The organism is Streptomyces sp. NPDC019396 (genome assembly GCF_040632375.1).
Classification (GTDB): Bacteria; Actinomycetota; Actinomycetes; order Streptomycetales; family Streptomycetaceae; genus Streptomyces.
In genome coordinates, this window is the sequence record NZ_JBEYBS010000006.1 from 56,326 (window position 1) to 73,294 (window position 16,969).

Annotated in this window: 18 protein-coding genes; 10 read left to right on the forward strand and 8 right to left on the reverse strand. The window is 70.8% G+C overall.

Annotation, left to right across the window (positions count from 1 at the left end):
* Nucleotides 1-5 precede the first annotated feature (5 nt).
* Nucleotides 6-425 (reverse strand): SsgA family sporulation/cell division regulator, encoded by a 420-nt coding sequence (locus ABZ532_RS08765; RefSeq protein ID WP_361280544.1) that lies wholly within the window; start codon nucleotides 423-425, stop codon nucleotides 6-8.
* 181 nt (nucleotides 426-606) lie between these two features.
* On the opposite strand from ABZ532_RS08765, the gene ABZ532_RS08770 reads away from it, so the two are divergent.
* Nucleotides 607-1,728 carry an oxidoreductase gene (locus ABZ532_RS08770; RefSeq protein ID WP_361280545.1) on the forward strand — a complete coding sequence of 374 codons (1,122 nt, stop codon included), beginning with the start codon at nucleotides 607-609 and terminating at the stop codon, nucleotides 1,726-1,728.
* A 183-nt stretch (nucleotides 1,729-1,911) separates the two neighbouring features.
* Here the strand turns inward: ABZ532_RS08770 and ABZ532_RS08775 are convergent, their stop codons facing one another.
* Nucleotides 1,912-2,217 carry a YciI family protein gene (locus ABZ532_RS08775; protein WP_361280546.1) on the reverse strand — a complete coding sequence of 102 codons (306 nt, stop codon included), beginning with the start codon at nucleotides 2,215-2,217 and terminating at the stop codon, nucleotides 1,912-1,914.
* Nucleotides 2,218-2,391: 174 nt separating this feature from the next.
* Here ABZ532_RS08775 and ABZ532_RS08780 point away from each other — a divergent pair, with 174 nt between their 5' ends.
* Entirely contained in the window at nucleotides 2,392-3,072 is a 681-nt protein-coding gene (locus ABZ532_RS08780; protein WP_361280547.1) for an endonuclease V, read from the forward strand.
* Between the two features lie 3 nt (nucleotides 3,073-3,075).
* Here the strand turns inward: ABZ532_RS08780 and ABZ532_RS08785 are convergent, their stop codons facing one another.
* Both ABZ532_RS08785 and ABZ532_RS08790 read right to left on the reverse strand, forming a co-directional pair.
* Nucleotides 3,076-3,567 (reverse strand): GNAT family N-acetyltransferase, encoded by a 492-nt coding sequence (locus ABZ532_RS08785; protein ID WP_361280548.1) that lies wholly within the window; start codon nucleotides 3,565-3,567, stop codon nucleotides 3,076-3,078.
* Nucleotides 3,568-3,634: 67 nt separating this feature from the next.
* A complete protein-coding gene (locus ABZ532_RS08790) occupies nucleotides 3,635-4,825 on the reverse strand; it encodes a saccharopine dehydrogenase NADP-binding domain-containing protein (RefSeq protein WP_361280550.1) in 1,191 nt (396 codons plus the stop codon).
* A 143-nt stretch (nucleotides 4,826-4,968) separates the two neighbouring features.
* On the opposite strand from ABZ532_RS08790, the gene ABZ532_RS08795 reads away from it, so the two are divergent.
* The 5 genes from ABZ532_RS08795 to ABZ532_RS08815 all read left to right on the forward strand — a co-directional run bounded on the left by ABZ532_RS08795 (nucleotide 4,969) and on the right by ABZ532_RS08815 (nucleotide 11,433).
* Nucleotides 4,969-5,355, forward strand: coding sequence for an MmcQ/YjbR family DNA-binding protein (locus tag ABZ532_RS08795; protein WP_361280551.1), 387 nt, complete (start codon nucleotides 4,969-4,971; stop codon nucleotides 5,353-5,355).
* A gap of 126 nt (nucleotides 5,356-5,481) precedes the next feature.
* Entirely contained in the window at nucleotides 5,482-6,630 is a 1,149-nt protein-coding gene (locus tag ABZ532_RS08800; RefSeq protein ID WP_361280553.1) for a CaiB/BaiF CoA-transferase family protein, read from the forward strand.
* A gap of 88 nt (nucleotides 6,631-6,718) precedes the next feature.
* Nucleotides 6,719-7,861, forward strand: a complete 1,143-nt coding sequence (locus tag ABZ532_RS08805; protein WP_361280555.1) for an acyl-CoA dehydrogenase family protein — start codon at nucleotides 6,719-6,721, stop codon at nucleotides 7,859-7,861.
* Between the two features lie 126 nt (nucleotides 7,862-7,987).
* Nucleotides 7,988-9,202: an acetyl-CoA C-acetyltransferase gene (locus ABZ532_RS08810; RefSeq protein WP_361280556.1), complete on the forward strand. Its 1,215-nt coding sequence runs from the start codon at nucleotides 7,988-7,990 to the stop codon at nucleotides 9,200-9,202.
* 50 nt (nucleotides 9,203-9,252) lie between these two features.
* The gene (locus ABZ532_RS08815; protein WP_361280557.1) at nucleotides 9,253-11,433 is read left to right on the forward strand and encodes a 3-hydroxyacyl-CoA dehydrogenase NAD-binding domain-containing protein; all 2,181 of its coding nucleotides are present in this window, start codon (nucleotides 9,253-9,255) and stop codon (nucleotides 11,431-11,433) included.
* 77 nt (nucleotides 11,434-11,510) lie between these two features.
* Here ABZ532_RS08815 and ABZ532_RS08820 read toward each other — a convergent pair whose 3' ends face one another.
* From ABZ532_RS08820 to ABZ532_RS08830, 3 genes are all read right to left on the reverse strand, one after another.
* Nucleotides 11,511-12,089, reverse strand: coding sequence for a hypothetical protein (locus ABZ532_RS08820; RefSeq protein WP_361280558.1), 579 nt, complete (start codon nucleotides 12,087-12,089; stop codon nucleotides 11,511-11,513).
* 54 nt (nucleotides 12,090-12,143) lie between these two features.
* Nucleotides 12,144-12,917: a MerR family transcriptional regulator gene (locus tag ABZ532_RS08825; RefSeq protein ID WP_361280559.1), complete on the reverse strand. Its 774-nt coding sequence runs from the start codon at nucleotides 12,915-12,917 to the stop codon at nucleotides 12,144-12,146.
* 275 nt (nucleotides 12,918-13,192) lie between these two features.
* Nucleotides 13,193-13,570, reverse strand: coding sequence for a VOC family protein (locus ABZ532_RS08830; RefSeq protein WP_361280560.1), 378 nt, complete (start codon nucleotides 13,568-13,570; stop codon nucleotides 13,193-13,195).
* A 273-nt stretch (nucleotides 13,571-13,843) separates the two neighbouring features.
* On the opposite strand from ABZ532_RS08830, the gene ABZ532_RS08835 reads away from it, so the two are divergent.
* The 3 genes from ABZ532_RS08835 to ABZ532_RS08845 all read left to right on the forward strand — a co-directional run bounded on the left by ABZ532_RS08835 (nucleotide 13,844) and on the right by ABZ532_RS08845 (nucleotide 15,856).
* The gene (locus ABZ532_RS08835) at nucleotides 13,844-14,665 is read left to right on the forward strand and encodes a class I SAM-dependent methyltransferase (protein WP_361280562.1); all 822 of its coding nucleotides are present in this window, start codon (nucleotides 13,844-13,846) and stop codon (nucleotides 14,663-14,665) included.
* A 188-nt stretch (nucleotides 14,666-14,853) separates the two neighbouring features.
* Entirely contained in the window at nucleotides 14,854-15,333 is a 480-nt protein-coding gene (locus tag ABZ532_RS08840; RefSeq protein WP_361280563.1) for a macro domain-containing protein, read from the forward strand.
* Nucleotides 15,334-15,394: 61 nt separating this feature from the next.
* Nucleotides 15,395-15,856, forward strand: a complete 462-nt coding sequence (locus ABZ532_RS08845) for a hypothetical protein (protein WP_361280564.1) — start codon at nucleotides 15,395-15,397, stop codon at nucleotides 15,854-15,856.
* A 91-nt stretch (nucleotides 15,857-15,947) separates the two neighbouring features.
* On the opposite strand, the gene sph is transcribed toward ABZ532_RS08845, so the two are convergent.
* Nucleotides 15,948-16,940, reverse strand: a complete 993-nt coding sequence (gene sph, locus ABZ532_RS08850) for a sphingomyelin phosphodiesterase (protein WP_361280566.1) — start codon at nucleotides 16,938-16,940, stop codon at nucleotides 15,948-15,950.
* Nucleotides 16,941-16,969 lie beyond the last annotated feature (29 nt).

Here is a 16,969-nt window from a genome sequence, read left to right on the forward strand (position 1 = left end):
AAAGGTCAGCAGGTGCCGCCGCCCATCAGCTCGGCGAGATCCCCGTCGAGGTCGAGGAACAGGTGCTCATGGCCCTGCGGGACCAGCCCGTCGACCCGCTGCAGGAACTCCCGCAGCTCGGAGGTGCGGATGTGCACCATCGCGGTGCCCTCGGGGGCGTGGAACTCGACCACGGTCCGGTCCCACCCGTACGGCCGCACCCGTACGTCGCCCACACCCGCGGGTTCCTCCATGCCCGCGGCGAGCAGCTCGCGCGAGAAGGCCCAGGACACCTCTGTGCCCTCCAGGGTCGCCGGAGCGGGGAACTCCATGCTCACCGCGAACGGATCCGCACGGTCGTAGCGAAGAGTGGTGGGCACGGACTCCATCTTCGGGGCCGACGCGACCAGTCGGGCCTGAACGGCCTGCTCGATGATGCTGGACACGTCCTGCTTCCTCTCGTCATTGCGGCGCGGCGACGCCTCTTCGCGCACAGGAAGACGACGTCGGGGCATATTCCGTGCATCGGCCGGGCGATGTCGGCCGCGTGAGCTGCGTCACCGGCCGGAGCCACGGTCAGCGAGGCGGTCTGGACCCGCCGCCTCGGGTGCACTACGTTCGCGCGCCATGACCTCACAGGGGAAGTCACAGGGGACGACGAGACGAATGATTTCCGTGGGACTGTGCGGTGCGGCGCTGGCCGCCGTCCTCGCCGCACCGGCGCAGGCGCGGGTGGTGGGAGCAGCGGTCCCGGCGCACTGGGAGCTCAAACAGACCGGCACGGACGCACGGTTCCGCGGGCTCGCGGCCGTCAGCCGGAACACCGCCTGGGCCGCGGGCTCCAAAGGCACGGTGCTGCGCACCACGGACGGCGGGCGCAGCTGGCGCAACGTCTCACCGCCCGGCGCGGGCGAGCTGGAATTCCGGGACGTCGAGGCCTTCGACGGCCGGCGCGCCGTGGTGCTTGCCATCGGCGAGGGGGAGGCGTCCCGGGTACTGCGTACCAGCGACGGAGGGACCACCTGGACCGAGTCGTTCCGCAACACCGACCCGAAGGCGTTCTACGACTGCCTCACCTTCTTCGACAGCCGCCACGGTCTCGCCATGAGTGACCCGGTCGACGGCGCGTACCGGATCCTGTCGACCGGCGACGGCGGGAAGTCCTGGAAGGTGCTGCCGAGCACCGGTATGCCCGCCGCCCAGCCGGGTGAGGCGGGTTTCGCGGCGAGCGGCCAGTGCCTGGTGAGCTCAGGACCGAAGGACGTGTGGCTGGCCACCGGAGGCGGTGCCACCGCCCGCGTCATGCATTCCGCCGACCGCGGGCTGCACTGGACCGTGTCCGAGTCCACGATTCCGGCCGGGGACCCGGCACGTGGGGTCTTCGCGCTGGCCTTCCGCGACCGCGGGCACGGGCTCGCGGTCGGCGGCGACTACCGCACCGGCCAGGCATCACCGCAGGCAGGCGCGGTGACCGGAGACGGCGGCCGGAGCTGGCGGCAGGCAACCACACCCCCCGCGGCGTACCGCTCGGGTGTCGCCTGGCTCCCGCACAGCCGTTTCGCGGCCCTCGCCGTCGGCCCCACCGGCACGGACCTGACGACGGACGGCGGCCGCAACTGGCGTACCGTCGACACCGGGTCCTTCGACACCGTCGACTGCACGCCGGACTTCGGGTGCTGGGCGTCGGGTGAGAAGGGCAGGGTCGCCCGGCTGGAGCCGGGGAGCCCGGCGAATCCGGGGAGTTCGTGACTCAGGCGTGCCTGCCTGCTTGTCGGGCCCTCGCACGGCGCCGCGGTGGTGCTGGACGACGACCGGGGCCGGCGCATCGCCGCCGAACTCGCCGGAGCCCGCGCCTCAGTGGCCCGCCGCATCATCCGGGACGGCTTCCGCGGTTAGCTCCCCGGGACGCAGTCCCGGGCGAGAGCCGGAACGCTAGGCCCTGTCCGGGAGTCGCTGCCGGTACGGCTCGAGCTCCGGAGCCGTCTTCGTCGCGTAGAACTCCGTGATGCGGTACCGGCCCACCCCTCCGCTGATGAAGGGGTCGGCCAGGACGAGCTCCTCGACGTGTGCGCGGTCGTCCCCGACGGCGATCAGCACCCCGCCGTCACGCGGGTTCTTGCGTCCGGAGGCGATGACGACACCGTCCCGGTACAGGGCGTCGAGCCACTCCACATGCGCGCCGAGGAGTTCGTCGACCCGCTCGACGGGCGCGGTATAGGTGAGTTCCAGTACGAACATGATCGGAAGGCTAGCGGTTGCCGGGGGACCGGATCACGCGCGAGCCGCACAGGATCCGCAGGACACCCTCGTGCCTGATGGGGCACCAGGCCGCGGGCGGGAAGTCCCGCCCGCGGGCCCGGCCCCCCGGGCGGGCGGCGTCATGGCTCGGGCACGGCCTAGGCTGGAGCCATCATGACCACGCTGAGGACACCCGCCGACGAGGCCGAGGCCCGCGCCATCCAGGACGAACTGCGCGCCCGGGTCGTGCTCGACGAGACCGGCCCGCCGCCCGGGACGGGACGGGTCACCGGGGTCGACGTGGCATATGACGACGAGCGTGATGTCGTCGTGGCGGCTGCCGTGGTGCTCGACGCCGGCAGTCTCACCGTGGTCGAGGAGGCCACCGCGACGGGCCGGGTCGACTTCCCCTACATACCGGGGCTGCTTGCCTTCCGCGAGGTCCCGACCGTGCTGGCCGTCCTGGAGTCGCTGAAGAGCGACCCGGGCCTCGTCGTCTGCGACGGCTACGGCCGCGCGCATCCGCGCCGCTTCGGGCTGGCCAGCCATCTCGGCGTGCTGACGGACCTTCCCGCGATCGGGGTCGCCAAGAACCCGTTCACCTTCGCTGCCGCCGCCCCGGGCCCCCGCCGCGGGGACACCTCACCGCTGCTCGCGGACGACGGCGAGGAACTCGGACGGGCACTGCGCACCCAGGACGGTGTCAAACCGGTCTACGTGTCCGTCGGGCACCGCGTCTCACTGGACAACGCCTGTACCCATACGCTCGCCCTGGCACGGGACTTCCGGCTCCCTGAGTCGACCCGGCGGGCGGATGCGCTGTGCCGCCGCGCCCTGCGCGCGGCGACAGCCTGAACGCTACGCCCCGTCAGCTGCCGGGGAGGCCGTCAGATCAAGCTCGCCGACGGTCTGGCCGCCGCTATCCTCGCCCGTCGGCCGGAACCCGAGCCCGAGGTAGAACGCTCCGGGGCCGTCCTCGCCGGGGTGCCAGGTGGTGGTGAGGCGGCTGCCGCTGCGGCGGCGGATCTCGGCGGCCACGGACTCGACCGCGAAGCGCCCGTAGCCACGGCCCTGTTCACCGGCGGCGATGTTCAGGCGCCAGAGCCCCGAGCGTATGTCGGTGCCTGTTCCGCCGGCGGTCCAGTCGGTGTCGAAGAAGGCCATGAGGAACCCGACCGCCCGGTCGCCGTCGACGATCAGCCGGGGCCAGGCCTCCGGGTGCACATAGGCTTCGGCGAGCGACTTCACCACCGGAGCGACCCGGTGCTCCTGGTCCGGGCGCACCCGGATGCCGAGAGCGGTGTCGATGTTCGCTGCGGTGATCTTCTCCAGTCGGAGCTCTGGTGTCATCCCTCCAGAGTAGAAGAGTGGATCAAGGGGTTTCCCGGCGTCCCGCCCACCCGCAGCGGCCTGCCCCTCAGCGCCGGTCGGCGACCCGGAAGGTGATTCCCGCCGCGCGCAGCCGCTCCAGCAGTGCGTCGCCCATCGCGACTGCTGTGGTGACCTGGCCCGCGGCCGGCGGCAGTTCGTCGAACGCGAGGCTGAGGGCGCACTCGGCGAGGATCTTCGCCGTCTCGCCATAGCCCGGATCGCCGCCCGAGACCTCCGTGAAGACCCGCTGCCCGCCGCCTTCGCCGACGAAGCGGATCTGGAACCAGCTCCGTTCACGCTGCTCGGCGCTCGGTCCGCGCCCAGGCTCGTATCGGCTCATCAGCCAGGTGCGGGCGGGCGGGATCTGGACCAGCGCCGCGAGGGCGCCGAGTGCGAGGGGGGCGCCGAGTGCCATGGGGAGCGTCTTGACCGAGGCGTAGTGCCGGTACTGGAAGTCGGGACCGTAGCGGCGAAGCCGCCGTGCCGAGCGGGTCACCACCTGCGGGTCCAGGGTGGGCAGCGGCAGCGCCCAGGTGCCGGTCTCCTTGCTGAACCGGGGTACGGCCGGCGGGGACCCCGCCCTGCGGCCCACCAGCCGGGGTTCGTGCAGCCGCCGCTCACGCGCGGCACTCAGAGCATGGCGCTGGCGCCCCATCGCGGTGATCGCGGAGGCCAGGGTGCCACCGGAGATCAGCCCTCCCGCGCGCACGAATCCGTCCACACGCAACGGCACGTCCTCGGGCAGCTGCTGAACCGTGAAATACGCCCCCAGGTCGTGCGGTACCGAGTCGAATCCACACGAATGGACGATCCGGGCCCCGGTCTCACGGGCCCTGGCGTCATGCCGCACGAACATCGTGTCCACGAATTCGGGCTCACCCGTGAGGTCGGCGTAGTCCGTGCCCGCCTCGGCGCAGGCGGCCACCAGTGGCTCTCCGTACCAGACGTACGGGCCCACGGTCGTGGCCACCACGTGCGTGGACTCGGCGAGCTCACGCAGCGCCGCCGAATCCGAGGCGTCGGCGACGATCAGGGGCAGGTCCTCGCAGCCGGGGTGGACCTCCGCGAGTCGATGGCGGAGCTGCTCCAGCTTGGCCCGGCTGCGTCCGGCGACAGCCCAGCGGCAGCCCTGCGGCGCGTGTGCGGCGAGGTACTCGGCGGTGAGCGTACCGACGAAGCCGGTCGCTCCGAAGAGCACGATGTCGTACGGCCGCTCCGACTCGTTCTGCCTGTTCACGCTGACCCCTTCAGCTGCTGCTCCGGGCCTCGTCCGGCCGATCCCGACGGGCTGATCGAACGGACACGGGGCTATGCCCCGCGCCGATGCCGATGGGCGAGGCTAGCGTGAGCCGTGCGCGTCCGCGCGACCGGGAGGACCAGATGGCGGCACCACCGAAGACGGCGATGGCGAAATGGGAGAAGGTGCGGTCCTTTGCCCTGGGCCTGCCCGGGGCCACCGAGGAGTTCCCCTGGGGTGAGACGGTGGCGAAGGTCAACAAGAAGGTCTTCGTCTTCATAGGGGTGACCGACGGGAGTCATCCGCTGGGCGTCGGGGTGAAGCTGAAGGACGAGGTCCTGCATGCGCACGCCCTGTCCTGCCCGGGAGCCCAGCCGTCCGGTTACGGCCTCGGCAAAGCCGGCTGGGTGCAGGTCCCGCTGGGCGGGAAGGGCGCTCCCACTGCCGAGGTGCTGTGCGACTGGGTGGGGGAGAGCTATCGCGCGATCGCTCCGAAGAAGCTGGTCGCTCAGCTCGACGCGGCCCGCTGACCCTGGGGATCCGGCCCGGGCCCGAGAAAAACCAAGCGCTTGCTCGCCTCAGGGGCTTGTGCGGAGTGGAACACGTTCTTAACATCACTGATGTTACATCAGTTGTGTCATAGTGCTGGGGGCTTGATGGCAGCCACAGAGAACGGTCCGCAGGGCGGACCGCTCGCAGGGGTGCGTGTGGTCGAATTGGCCGGAATCGGACCCGGTCCGTTCGCCGCGATGCTGCTCGCCGACCTCGGTGCCGATGTCGTACGGGTCGACCGCCCCGGCGGTGCGGGACTGGCCATCGACCCGGCATATGACCTCACGAACCGCAACAAAAGGTCCGTACTGATCGACCTCAAGGCAGATGGCGGTGCCGGGCGGGTGCTCGATCTGGTCGAGCGCGCCGATGTGCTGATCGAGGGCTACCGGCCAGGCGTCGCCGAGCGCCTCGGTGTCGGCCCCGACCACTGCCACGCCCGTAACCCCAGGCTGGTGTACGGACGGATGACCGGTTGGGGCCAGGACGGCCCGCTCGCTCAGCGGGCCGGTCATGACATCTCCTACATCGCCATCACCGGCACCCTCGGCATGATCGGCAAACCGGACGAGCCGCCCGTCCTGCCCGCCAACCTCGTGGGCGACTACGCGGGAGGCTCGCTCTACCTCGTCATCGGCCTGCTCGCCGCACTCCAGCACGCCCGCACCCCAGGAGGCTCGGGCCAGGTGGTGGACGCCGCAATCGTCGACGGGGCGGCCCATCTCGCCACCATGATCCACGGAATGGTGGCGGCGGGCGGCTGGCAGGACCGCCGCGGCAGCAACCTCCTCGACGGCGGCTGCCCGTTCTACGGGAACTACGAGACCGCGGACGGGCAGTACATGGCCGTCGGGGCCCTCGAGCAGCAGTTCTACGACGAGTTCATCGAGCTGCTCGGTCTGACCGGCGAGGTCCCCGCCCGCAAGGATTTCGACCGCTGGGACGACCTGCGCGCAGCCGTCGCCGCTCGCTTCCGCACCAGGACCCGCGAGGAATGGACGGCCGTCTTCGAGGGCTCCGACGCCTGTGTGGCGCCCGTGCTCTCCCTGCGCGAGGCACCGGCCCATCCGCATCTGGCGGCCCGTGGCACCTTCACCGACCACGCGGGCATCACCCAGCCGGCTCCCGCTCCCCGGTTCTCCGCCACACCGGGCGGGGTGCGCCGCGGGCCGGCCCAGCCCGGCGCGGACGCCGAGGAGGTCGCACGCGACTGGGACGTACCGAGCGTCCTGGACCGGGGCGGGGCGAAGTGATGGGGCTGACGCGACCGACGCAGCAGACGAACGACCTTGTGGAACCGACGCAACCGACGAACGACCTGGTGGAACTGGGGGCAGCGCGATGAAGCGGCAGATCTTCGGCGCCGAGCACGACGCATTCCGCGAGACGGTCCGCACCTTCCTCGGCAAGGAGGTGCTGCCGCACTACGAGCAGTGGGAGCAGGACGGCATCGTCCCGCGCGCCGCGTGGTTGGCCGCGGGCAGGCAGGGACTGCTCGGTCTCGCCGTGCCCGAGGAGTACGGCGGCGGCGGGACCACGGACTTCCGCTACAGCGCCGTACTGGCCGAGGAGTTCACCCGGGCCGGTGTCGCCGGGCTCGCCGTGGGCCTGCACAACGACGTCATCGGCCCGTACCTCACCTCCCTGGCCACCGACGACCAGAAGCGGCGCTGGTTGCCGGGGTTCTGCACCGGCGAGATCATCACCGCCATCGCCATGACCGAACCGGGCGCGGGCTCCGACCTCCAGGGCATCCGCACCATGGCCGAGGACCGCGGTGACCACTGGCTGCTGAACGGCTCCAAGACGTTCATCTCCAACGGCATCCTCTCCGACCTCGTGATCGTCGTCGCGAAGACCACCCCCGAGGGCGGGGCCAGAGGACTGTCCCTGCTGGTCGTGGAGCGGGGTATGGAGGGCTTCGAGCGGGGTCGCAACCTCGACAAGATCGGCCAGAAGGCGCAGGACACCGCCGAGCTGTTCTTCAACGACGTACGGGTGCCCAAGGAGAACCTGCTCGGGGAGCTCAATGGCGCGTTCGGACATCTGATGACCAACCTCGCCCAGGAGCGACTGAACATCGCCGTCGCCGGAATCGCCGCCGCCGAGAACCTGCTGGAGATCACCACGCGGTACGTGAAGGAGCGCGAGGCCTTCGGACGGCCGCTGGCCAAGCTCCAGCACATCCGCTTCGAGATCGCGGAGATCGCCACGGAGTGCGCCGTCACGCGGGCGTTCCTGGACCGCTGCATTGTGGACCACACCAAGGGGGAACTCGACGCCGTGCACGCGTCGATGGCCAAGTGGTGGGCCACCGAATTGCAGAAGCGGGTCGCCGACCGCTGCCTCCAGCTGCACGGCGGATACGGATACATGACCGAGTACCGCGTCGCCAAGGCGTTCACGGACGGCCGCATCCAGACCATCTACGGCGGCACCACCGAGATCATGAAGGAGATCATCGGCCGTTCCCTGCTCGCGTGACCGCCGTGCCGTTCTCCAGGCTTCTCCCGCCGTACCGGCTCATCCGCCTTCCGACCCCTCACCCTCACCCTCACCCCCGACCGCCCCGACTGCGCACCCCGCAGTCGTGATGCGAAAGGCTCTGTCTTGAGTACCGAAGCGTTTGTGTACGACGCGATCCGCACCCCGCGCGGACGCGGCAAGGCCAACGGCGCCCTGCACGGCACCAAGCCGATCGACCTCGTCGTCGGCCTGATCCACGAGATCCAGGCCCGCTTCCCGTCGCTGGACCCCGCCGCCGTCGACGACATCGTGCTCGGTGTCGTCGGCCCGGTCGGCGACCAGGGCTCCGTCATCGCCCGGATCGCCGCCATTGCCGCCGGACTGCCCGACACCGTCGCCGGCGTGCAGGAGAACCGCTTCTGTGCCTCGGGCCTGGAAGCCGTCAACATGGCGGCGATGAAGGTCCGCTCCGGCTGGGAGGACCTGGTGCTCGCGGGCGGGGTCGAGTCGATGTCCCGCGTGCCGATGGGCTCGGACGGCGGCGCCTGGTTCGCCGACCCGATGACCAACTTCGACACCAAATTCGCCCCGCAGGGCATCGGCGCCGACCTGATCGCGACCATCGGCGGCTTCACCCGCCGCGACGTCGACGAGTACGCCGCGCTCTCCCAGGAGCGGGCCGCCGCGGCCTGGAAGGACGGGCGTTTCGACCGGTCCGTCGTCCCGGTCAAGGACCGCAACGGGCTGGTCGTCCTCGACCACGACGAGCACATGCGCCCGGGCACCACGGCGGACTCGCTGGCCTCGCTCAAGCCGTCGTTCGCGACGATCGGCGACATGGGCGGGTTCGACGCCGTCGCGCTCCAGGAATACCACTGGGTGGAGAAGATCGACCACGTCCACCACGCGGGCAACTCCTCCGGCATCGTGGACGGCGCCTCGCTCGTGGCGATCGGCTCCAAGGAGGTCGGCGAGCGCTACGGGCTCAGGCCCCGCGCCCGGATCGTCTCGGCCGCGGTCTCCGGCTCCGAGCCCACCATCATGCTCACGGGACCGGCGCCCGCCACCCGCAAGGCTCTCGCGAAGGCCGGGCTGACCATCGACGACATCGACCTGGTCGAGATCAACGAGGCGTTCGCCGCGGTCGTCCTGCGCTTCGTCGAGGACATGGGGCTCTCCCTGGACAAGGTCAACGTCAACGGCGGAGCGATCGCGCTCGGCCACCCCCTGGGCGCCACCGGGGCGATGATCCTCGGCACGCTCATCGACGAGCTGGAGCGCCAGGACAAGCGCTACGGCCTGGCCACGCTGTGCGTCGGCGGCGGCATGGGCATCGCCACCATCGTCGAGCGCATCTGAGCGTCCCGTCCCTCCCGCCCCTGATCCTTCCCGCATACGGAGAAGCAGCAATGACAGCAACGCCGACGAGCTCCACCATCCGCTGGGAGCAGGACGAGACCGGGGTCGTCACCCTCGTCCTCGACGACCCCAACCAGTCCGCCAACACCATGAACCGGGCCTTCCAGGAGTCCATCGCGGCCATCGCCGACCGCGCTGAGGCCGAGAAGGACGCGATCCGCGGCATCATCTTCACCTCCGCCAAGAAGACGTTCTTCGCGGGCGGCGACCTCAAGGACATGATCCAGGTCGGCCCCGAGCACGCACAGGAGACCTTCGACCGGGGCATGGGCATCAAGCATGCCCTGCGTCGCATCGAGACCCTCGGCAAGCCCGTCGTCGCCGCCATCAACGGCACCGCGCTCGGCGGCGGTTACGAGATCGCCCTCGCCTGCCACCACCGCATCGCCCTCGACGCGCCCGGCTCCAAGCTCGGCCTGCCCGAGGTGACCCTCGGCCTGCTTCCCGCCGGTGGCGGTGTCACCCGCACCGTACGGCTCATGGGCATCGCCGACGCGCTGCTGAAGGTGCTCCTCCAGGGCACCCAGTACGCGCCGCAGCGGGCGCTGGAGAACGGCCTCGTCCACGAGGTCGCCGCCACCCCCGAGGAGATGCTGGCCAAGGCACGGGCCTTCATCGACGCGCACCCCGAGTCGCAGCAGCCCTGGGATGTCAAGGGCTACAAGATCCCGGGCGGCACGCCGTCGAACCCGAAGTTCGCCGCCAATCTGCCCGCCTTCCCGGCCAACCTGAAGAAGCAGCTGAACGGCGCCCCCTACCCGGCTCCGCGCAACATCCTCGCCGCCGCGGTCGAGGGCTCCCAGGTGGACTTCGAGACCGCCCAGGTCATCGAAGCGCGCTACTTCACCGAGCTGCTCACCGGCCAGACCGCGAAGAACATGATCCAGGCGTTCTTCTTCGACCTCCAGGCCGTCAACTCCGGCGCCAGCCGGCCCAAGGGCATCGAGCCGCGCCAGGTCCGCAAGGTGGCCGTGCTCGGCGCCGGGATGATGGGCGCGGGCATCGCGTACTCCTGCGCCAGGGCCGGTATCGAGGTCGTCCTCAAGGACGTCGGCATCGACGCCGCCCAGCGTGGCAAGGACTACTCGGTGAAGCTGCTCGACAAGGCACTGAGCCGTGGACGCACCACCGAGGCCAAGCGTGACGCGCTGCTCGCCCGGATCACCCCGACCGGCGACCCGGCGGACCTCGCGGGCTGCGACGCGGTGATCGAGGCGGTCTTCGAGGACTCGTCGCTCAAGCACAAGGTGTTCCAGGAGATCCAGGACATCGTGGAGCCGGACGCCCTGCTCTGCTCCAACACCTCCACGCTGCCGATCACCCTCCTCGCGGAGGGCGTGGACCGCCCGGTCGACTTCGTCGGACTGCACTTCTTCTCGCCCGTCGACAAGATGCCGCTGGTCGAGATCATCAAGGGCGAGCGCACCGGTGACGAGGCGCTGGCCCGTGCCTTCGACCTGGTGCGCCAGATCAACAAGACCCCGATCGTCGTCAACGACTCCCGCGGCTTCTTCACCTCCCGCGTCATCGGTCAGTTCATCAACGAGGGCGTCGCGATGATCGGCGAGGGTATCGAGCCCGCGTCGATCGAGCAGGCCGCGGCGCAGGCCGGCTACCCGGCGAAGGTGCTGTCCCTGATGGACGAGCTGACGCTGACGCTTCCGCGCAAGATCCGCAACGAGTCGAAGCGGGCCGTCGAGGAGGCCGGCGGCACCTGGACCGGGCACCCGGCGGACGCCGTGATCGACCGTCTGGTGGACGAGTTCGGCCGCACCGGCCGCAGCGGTGGCGCCGGATTCTACGACTACGCCGAAGGCAAGCGGGCCGGGCTCTGGCCCGGCCTGCGGGAGCACTTCGGCAAGCCGGGTGTGGACGTCCCGTTCAAGGACATGAAGGAGCGGATGCTCTTCTCCGAGGCGCTGGACACCGTCCGCTGCCTTGAGGAAGGCGTACTGATCACGGTCGCCGACGCCAACATCGGCTCCATCATGGGCATCGGCTTCCCCGCCTGGACGGGTGGCGTGCTCCAGTACATCAACGGCTACGAGGGCGGCCTGCCCGGCTTCGTAGCCCGGGCGCGCGAGCTGGCGACGACGTATGGCGAGCGCTTCGCACCGCCCGCGCTGCTCGTCGAGAAGGCGGAGAAGGGCGAGACCTTCATCGACGCCTGACAGGGCTCACCTGCCGCGTAGCGAGGGACGGACCTGCCTCACCGCGGGTCCGTCCTCCGCCGTGTGCGGAACGCCCGTCAGGGCTGGGGGTCGGGTATGCGCTCAAGGAGCTCCGCCAGCACATCCAGCCGAAGCGCCGCGCGGTGGACGTCGGTGGGTGCGAGGCTGCCCGGGGGAGGCGGCTGGAAGACCGGCCCCTGTGCCGCACCCAGCACCGTCATCCGGTCCCGTATGCGCTGCTCGAACTCCTCCGGTGAGGTGTACGGGCAGACGATGTCCCCTGGCGCGAAGACCATCCAGGACATCTCCTCCTCGTGGGTCGGCAGATCATGCCAGGCCACACGGCTGACCGAGGGATCCGGCAGCGGGAAGCGCAGCGCGGCCATCGGGCGGGCCCAGCGCTGGATGCCCCGGCGCAGCATCCCGCCCACCCCGTCGCTCTCCGGCCACGCGGCCGGAGGCGCCACGGCGAGATAGCCGACACGCTTCCTGAGGTCGACCCTGCGGGCGTCCTCGGCCACTTCGTAGGACCACCGCTTCTCGTTCCACCGCCACAGATGCGGGGACGAGCTCACCCGGATCAGGGTCAGCTCCCAGTCCGGACGGTACGTCCGCATGACATAGAGCCCACCGGGCGTCAGCTGTGCGAACCGCATGGTGCCCCCCTCGCCCTGGGGCCGACCGGACGCCTGCCCCTGTCGATCACGACACTAGAGGTCACCACTGACAGCGGGCCCGGCCGGCCGCGAGCGGGTCGGACCGGTGCCGAACGCCTCGCGCAGTTCCTGGCGCAACGAGCGCTGGAAGGCCGTCACCAGGGCCTGGACCACCATCGGCTGCATATGGGCCGACAGCGACTTCATCGCGGCGACATGATCGGCGTCCGACTCACGCTCACGGTACGGACTCCACACCTCGTCCTGGAACAGACGGCTCATCTCGTGCGCGGCGGCACGGGCGTGCTCGAGCAGGGCCGTGCGGGCTGCCAGGAGCGTCTCATGGGGGATGGGTACGTCCAGCAGCTCGATCCCGAGCCTCAGCAGACCCCCGTCCAGCCGGTACACGTCGGGCTCCGCCGTGCGGTCAAGCACACCCATGGCCGCCAGCCGACCGATGTCCTGGTCCGACAGACCCCGCCCCGCCCGCTGCTCGAGATCCTCCCGGGACACCTCGTCGGCAGACTCCGGCGTCCACGACGACACCAGGGCCCGGTGGATCGCCAGATCACGCGCGCTGAGATCGGCCGGCAGCTGCTCGAGATAGCGCTCGATCGCCGCCAGCGTCATCCCCTGGTGCTGGAGCTCCTCGATCAGCGCCAGCCGCGAGAGATGGCCGGACCCGTAGTGCCCGACGCGGCGGGGGCCGATCACCGGGGGCGGCAGCAGTCCACGGGTGCTGTAGAACCGGATGGTGCGCACGGTGACCCCGGCGCGGGCGGCCAGTTCGTCGACGGTGAGCGTCGGCTCATCGGTCTCGGTCGCCATGGTCTCCCTCGTTCCGCGCACGTTCCGGTCGCAGTGGAACAGTATTGCTGTCTCACCAGTGTTGTGAAAGTGCTGGGACAGGCTCGAGCCGGGTGTGACCGGTGGCCGCGGCCCGTCGGTGCGCTGCCCGATGTGGCGCTCGACTGTGGCGAGCCCCCTCACCGAGGCGGTGGAGGGCACTGGGGGGTGCTCCTCGACGAGGCCGTGCTGCGCTCGTACGGCCGTGCTGCCCCCCACGCGGACGGCCGCGCGGTCCGGCGACGGGAGGCACGTGGTCAGAGGGGCTGGAGCCGGGTGCGCAGGAGGCAGAATTCGTTGCCTTCCGGGTCGGCCAGGACGTGCCAGCTCTCGGCGCCGGTCTGGCCGACGTCGACGGGTCTGGCGCCGAGAACGAGCAGCCGCTCCAACTCGGCGTCCTGGTCGCGGTCGGTGGCACTGACGTCGATGTGCAGTTGGAGCTTCCCGGTCCGCGGGGCGCTGCTGGGGCTGAGGACGAGGGTGGGCAGGCCGTGTGCGGCGTCCTGCGGCCCGATCTCGATGCTTCCGTCGTCCTCGCGACCGAGTTCGGCATAGCCGAGGACCTTGCTCCAGAACGCGGCGAGCCGGTCAGGGTCGGCGCAGTCGATGACCAGCTCACTTATGCGGCATGCCATGCCCGTCAGTGTACGTAGCCGACCCGACGGCCGAGGGGGACGGCGAAGGCAGGCGGCCCCGCTGAACGTGAGCGGCCCTTGGGCCGATCGGCTCAGGCACGGCGCGCCTCGGCCGTCCGCGTGGCCGCCGGTGGAGGATCGGTGCGGTGGCCGCTTCGGGACGGCCGCCCGGCACCGCCCCATCGCGTGAAGAGGCCCGGCCATGAAGCCGTTCGACGACATGCCGGTCCGGCGCCCCGGGCTCGGCGCCGCCCGCCGTGTGACCTCGGCGGCGTGACTCCCGCCCCGCACGACGACGCGCGGAGTGACGGCCGGTACGGCCGGGCCGTCTTCCGGCCCGATCAGGAGGGTGAGGGTGCGCGCATCGACTTCGGCGCCCTCGCCTACGACGACATCACCATGGCGCGCCTGCGAGCACTCGGGGTCGGCCCGGGGTGGCACTGCCTCGACGTGGGTGCGGGCACGGGCACGGTCGCGCGCCGGCTTCTGGACGAGGCCGGGGTGGCGAACGTGCTGGCCGTGGACCGCGACCCGCGTTTCCTCACCCGGCGACCCGGGCTCGACGTGCTGGAAGCCGATGTCACCGCCCCGGACTTCGACCCCGGACGCTTCCGGCTCGTCCACGCGCGCTTCGTGCTGATGCACCTGCCCGAGCACGACCGCGTGATCACGGCGCTGACCGAACTCGTCGCGCCCGGCGGTGTGCTGGTGCTCAGCGACGCCGTCGACCTGACGAGCGACCGCACCCCCGGCACGCCGTACACCGCGGTGATGCGGGCGATGTGGCAGGGGCTGCGGGACACCATCGGCACCGATGTCTCCTGGGTGCCGTCGTACCCGCACCTGCTGCGCGGGGCGGGTCTCGTACCCGTCGCCGCCGAGATCCATGTGCCCCCGCTGCTGACGGGCAGCCCCATCAGCCGATTCTGGGCGGACACGTGGGAACGGAGCAGAGCGGCGATGCTCGCCACCGGCCTGGTCGACGAGGCAGGCATCGACAAGGCCATCGGATACCTGGACTCCGACGAATGCGCCGCCCTCTCGGGCGGCATGCTGACCGCCTGGGGCCGGAAACCCGAGTCTCGCCCTGCCTGACTGACCATCTACGGCGCTCGGCCAGGGTGGTTGGGACCGACCCGGAAATCCACAGGCGATGCCGCACCAACCGGCCTGTCGTGTACGGCTGCCGTCCATGTCCGGGCGGCCCGAGGAGGGGGCTCTAGAAGTGCGCCTCGGGATGTCAGTGGTGCTCCGTATGGTTGCCGCACACTGGGGAGGTGAGGATGACGGCGATCACGTATGTGCGGGGCGATGCGACCGTGCCGCACGGCAGGGGAGTCAAGGTCATCGCGCATGTCTGCAACGACCTGGGCGGCTGGGGCAAGGGCTTCGTCCTGGCGCTGTCCCGCCGCTGGCCGGAGCCGGAGGCGGCCTACCGGCGCTGGCACCGCGGGCGGGCCGGCAACGACTTCGGGCTGGGGGCGGTGCAGTTCGTCCAGGTCGGCACGTACACATGGGTGGCGAACATGGTCGGACAGCGGGGGATACGTACGGGCAGCAAGGGCCCGCCGGTGCGGTACGAGGCCATCGGCACGGCACTCGGGACGCTGGCCGACGAGGCGGCCAGGCTCGGGGCCTCGGCTCATATGCCCCGTATCGGCTGTGGCCTCGCGGGTGGCTCATGGGCGAGGGTGGAGCCGCTGATAGAGCAGCGCCTCATGGCACGGGGTATCGCCGTGACGGTCTACGACCACGAGCCGTAGGGGGCGCTAGAGTGCGGTGCTCGGCCGTGCCGATGGGGCGGAGAGAAGGGGGAGGCGGCGCATGAGCGCGCAACTGAGAGAGACCGCGACGGAGTTGGCCGACGTCCTGTGGCGTGAGCACACGGTGTACCGGGACCGCGCGGGGGGCGTGGTCATCCGGGGAGACCATGTCCAGCGCTGGATCAGCCTCGCGCCGAGCGGCGGCCGGGACGAGATACTGCTGCGCGCGGGCCGCATCCTGGACGGTGGCACCACCGCGCCGGCGCGCTCGGAGGCGGTCGCCGGTCTCACGGCGGGGACGGCCGCACTGGCGGCGATATGCCGTCGGCTGCTGGCCGAGGCCGCGGTGGAGACCACGCCATCCGCGCCGGTCCCGAGGCGTTCCGCGCGGCCCGAGCGATCCCTGGAGACGCGGTACCGGGGCAGTCGCCGGCACACGGGCGTCGGCTCCTGGGTGGTGCTGCTGTGCGTGATCGCCGTGGTGGGGCTCTATGTCTGCAACGTCGCGCTGGTATACCGGTAGCCGACCGCACCGCGGTTCGTCCGCACCGCCGCCGAAGGCTCTCCCGCCCGGGAGCGGGAGAGGCGCTTCGGCTGTGGCGGCCCTCGGCGTCCTAGGACGCGGACCCCGTCACGGGGTAGTGGTCCGAGAGGTTGCTGTAGGTGTAGTCCTTGCCCCAACTGGTGACCGTCCAGGGCGCGGTCTGCTCCTTGACGACCGCGTTCGTCCAGCCGGACGGCCTGGCGTGGCCCGTGCGGTGCAGCACGTAGTCCAGGTCCTCGCGCGGGTCGTCCGGGTAGCGGTCGGCGGCGATCGAGTTGTCCTGGGTGTCGAAGGAGTACGGGTGGCCGGTGCGGGCGTCCGCGCCGGCCAGGCCGGCGTCGCTGAGCATCGTGGCGTACTCGGAGGTGCGGGAGTCCACGTTGAAGTCACCCGCCACGATGACCTGCTCGGACGTCGGGATGTTCTTGGCGTCGAGGAAGGCGTCCATCGCCTTGAACTGACGGCTGCGCATCATGGCCGCCTCGCCGGAGCCGCAGCCCGGGTCCGTGGACTGCGCATGTGTGCCGACCACGTGCACCTTCGCGCCGTTGACGTTCAGGACGACGTAGACGAAGCCCTTGTTGGACCACCAGTCGGCACCGCAGGCGTCCTTGTAGACGTACTGCTCCTTGCGGAGGATCGGCCACTTGCTGAGGACCGTGACACCGCCGTCCTCCGGCGTCAGTGACGAGTACGAACCGCCGGTGGCGTCCCAGCCGCTCTTGGAGCGGCCGAGCACCGGGGTCTGGTACGGGTACTGCGCGGACGCGTTCCGCATCAGCGCCTCGGAGGAGGAGTTGTCGAACACCTCCTGGAGCACGACGACATCCTGGCCCTGGAAGAAGGAGGCCGCGGGGATCGCCCGGGCGCGGTGGTCCTGGCCCCAGTTCGGGTACAGAGTCTTGCTGAACAGGAAGGCGTTGTACGTCAGCACCTTCATGGAAGGCGCCGCGGCGGCGCCGGCCGAGGCCTCGGCCGACGGGGTGGCCGCGGCCAGGGCGACGGCCGTGAGGGCCGTGGAGAGGGCAGCGCCGCAGACACGGCGAAGCGAGAAACGCGCCACATGAACTCCCGTTTATGGGTGGGGGGTTT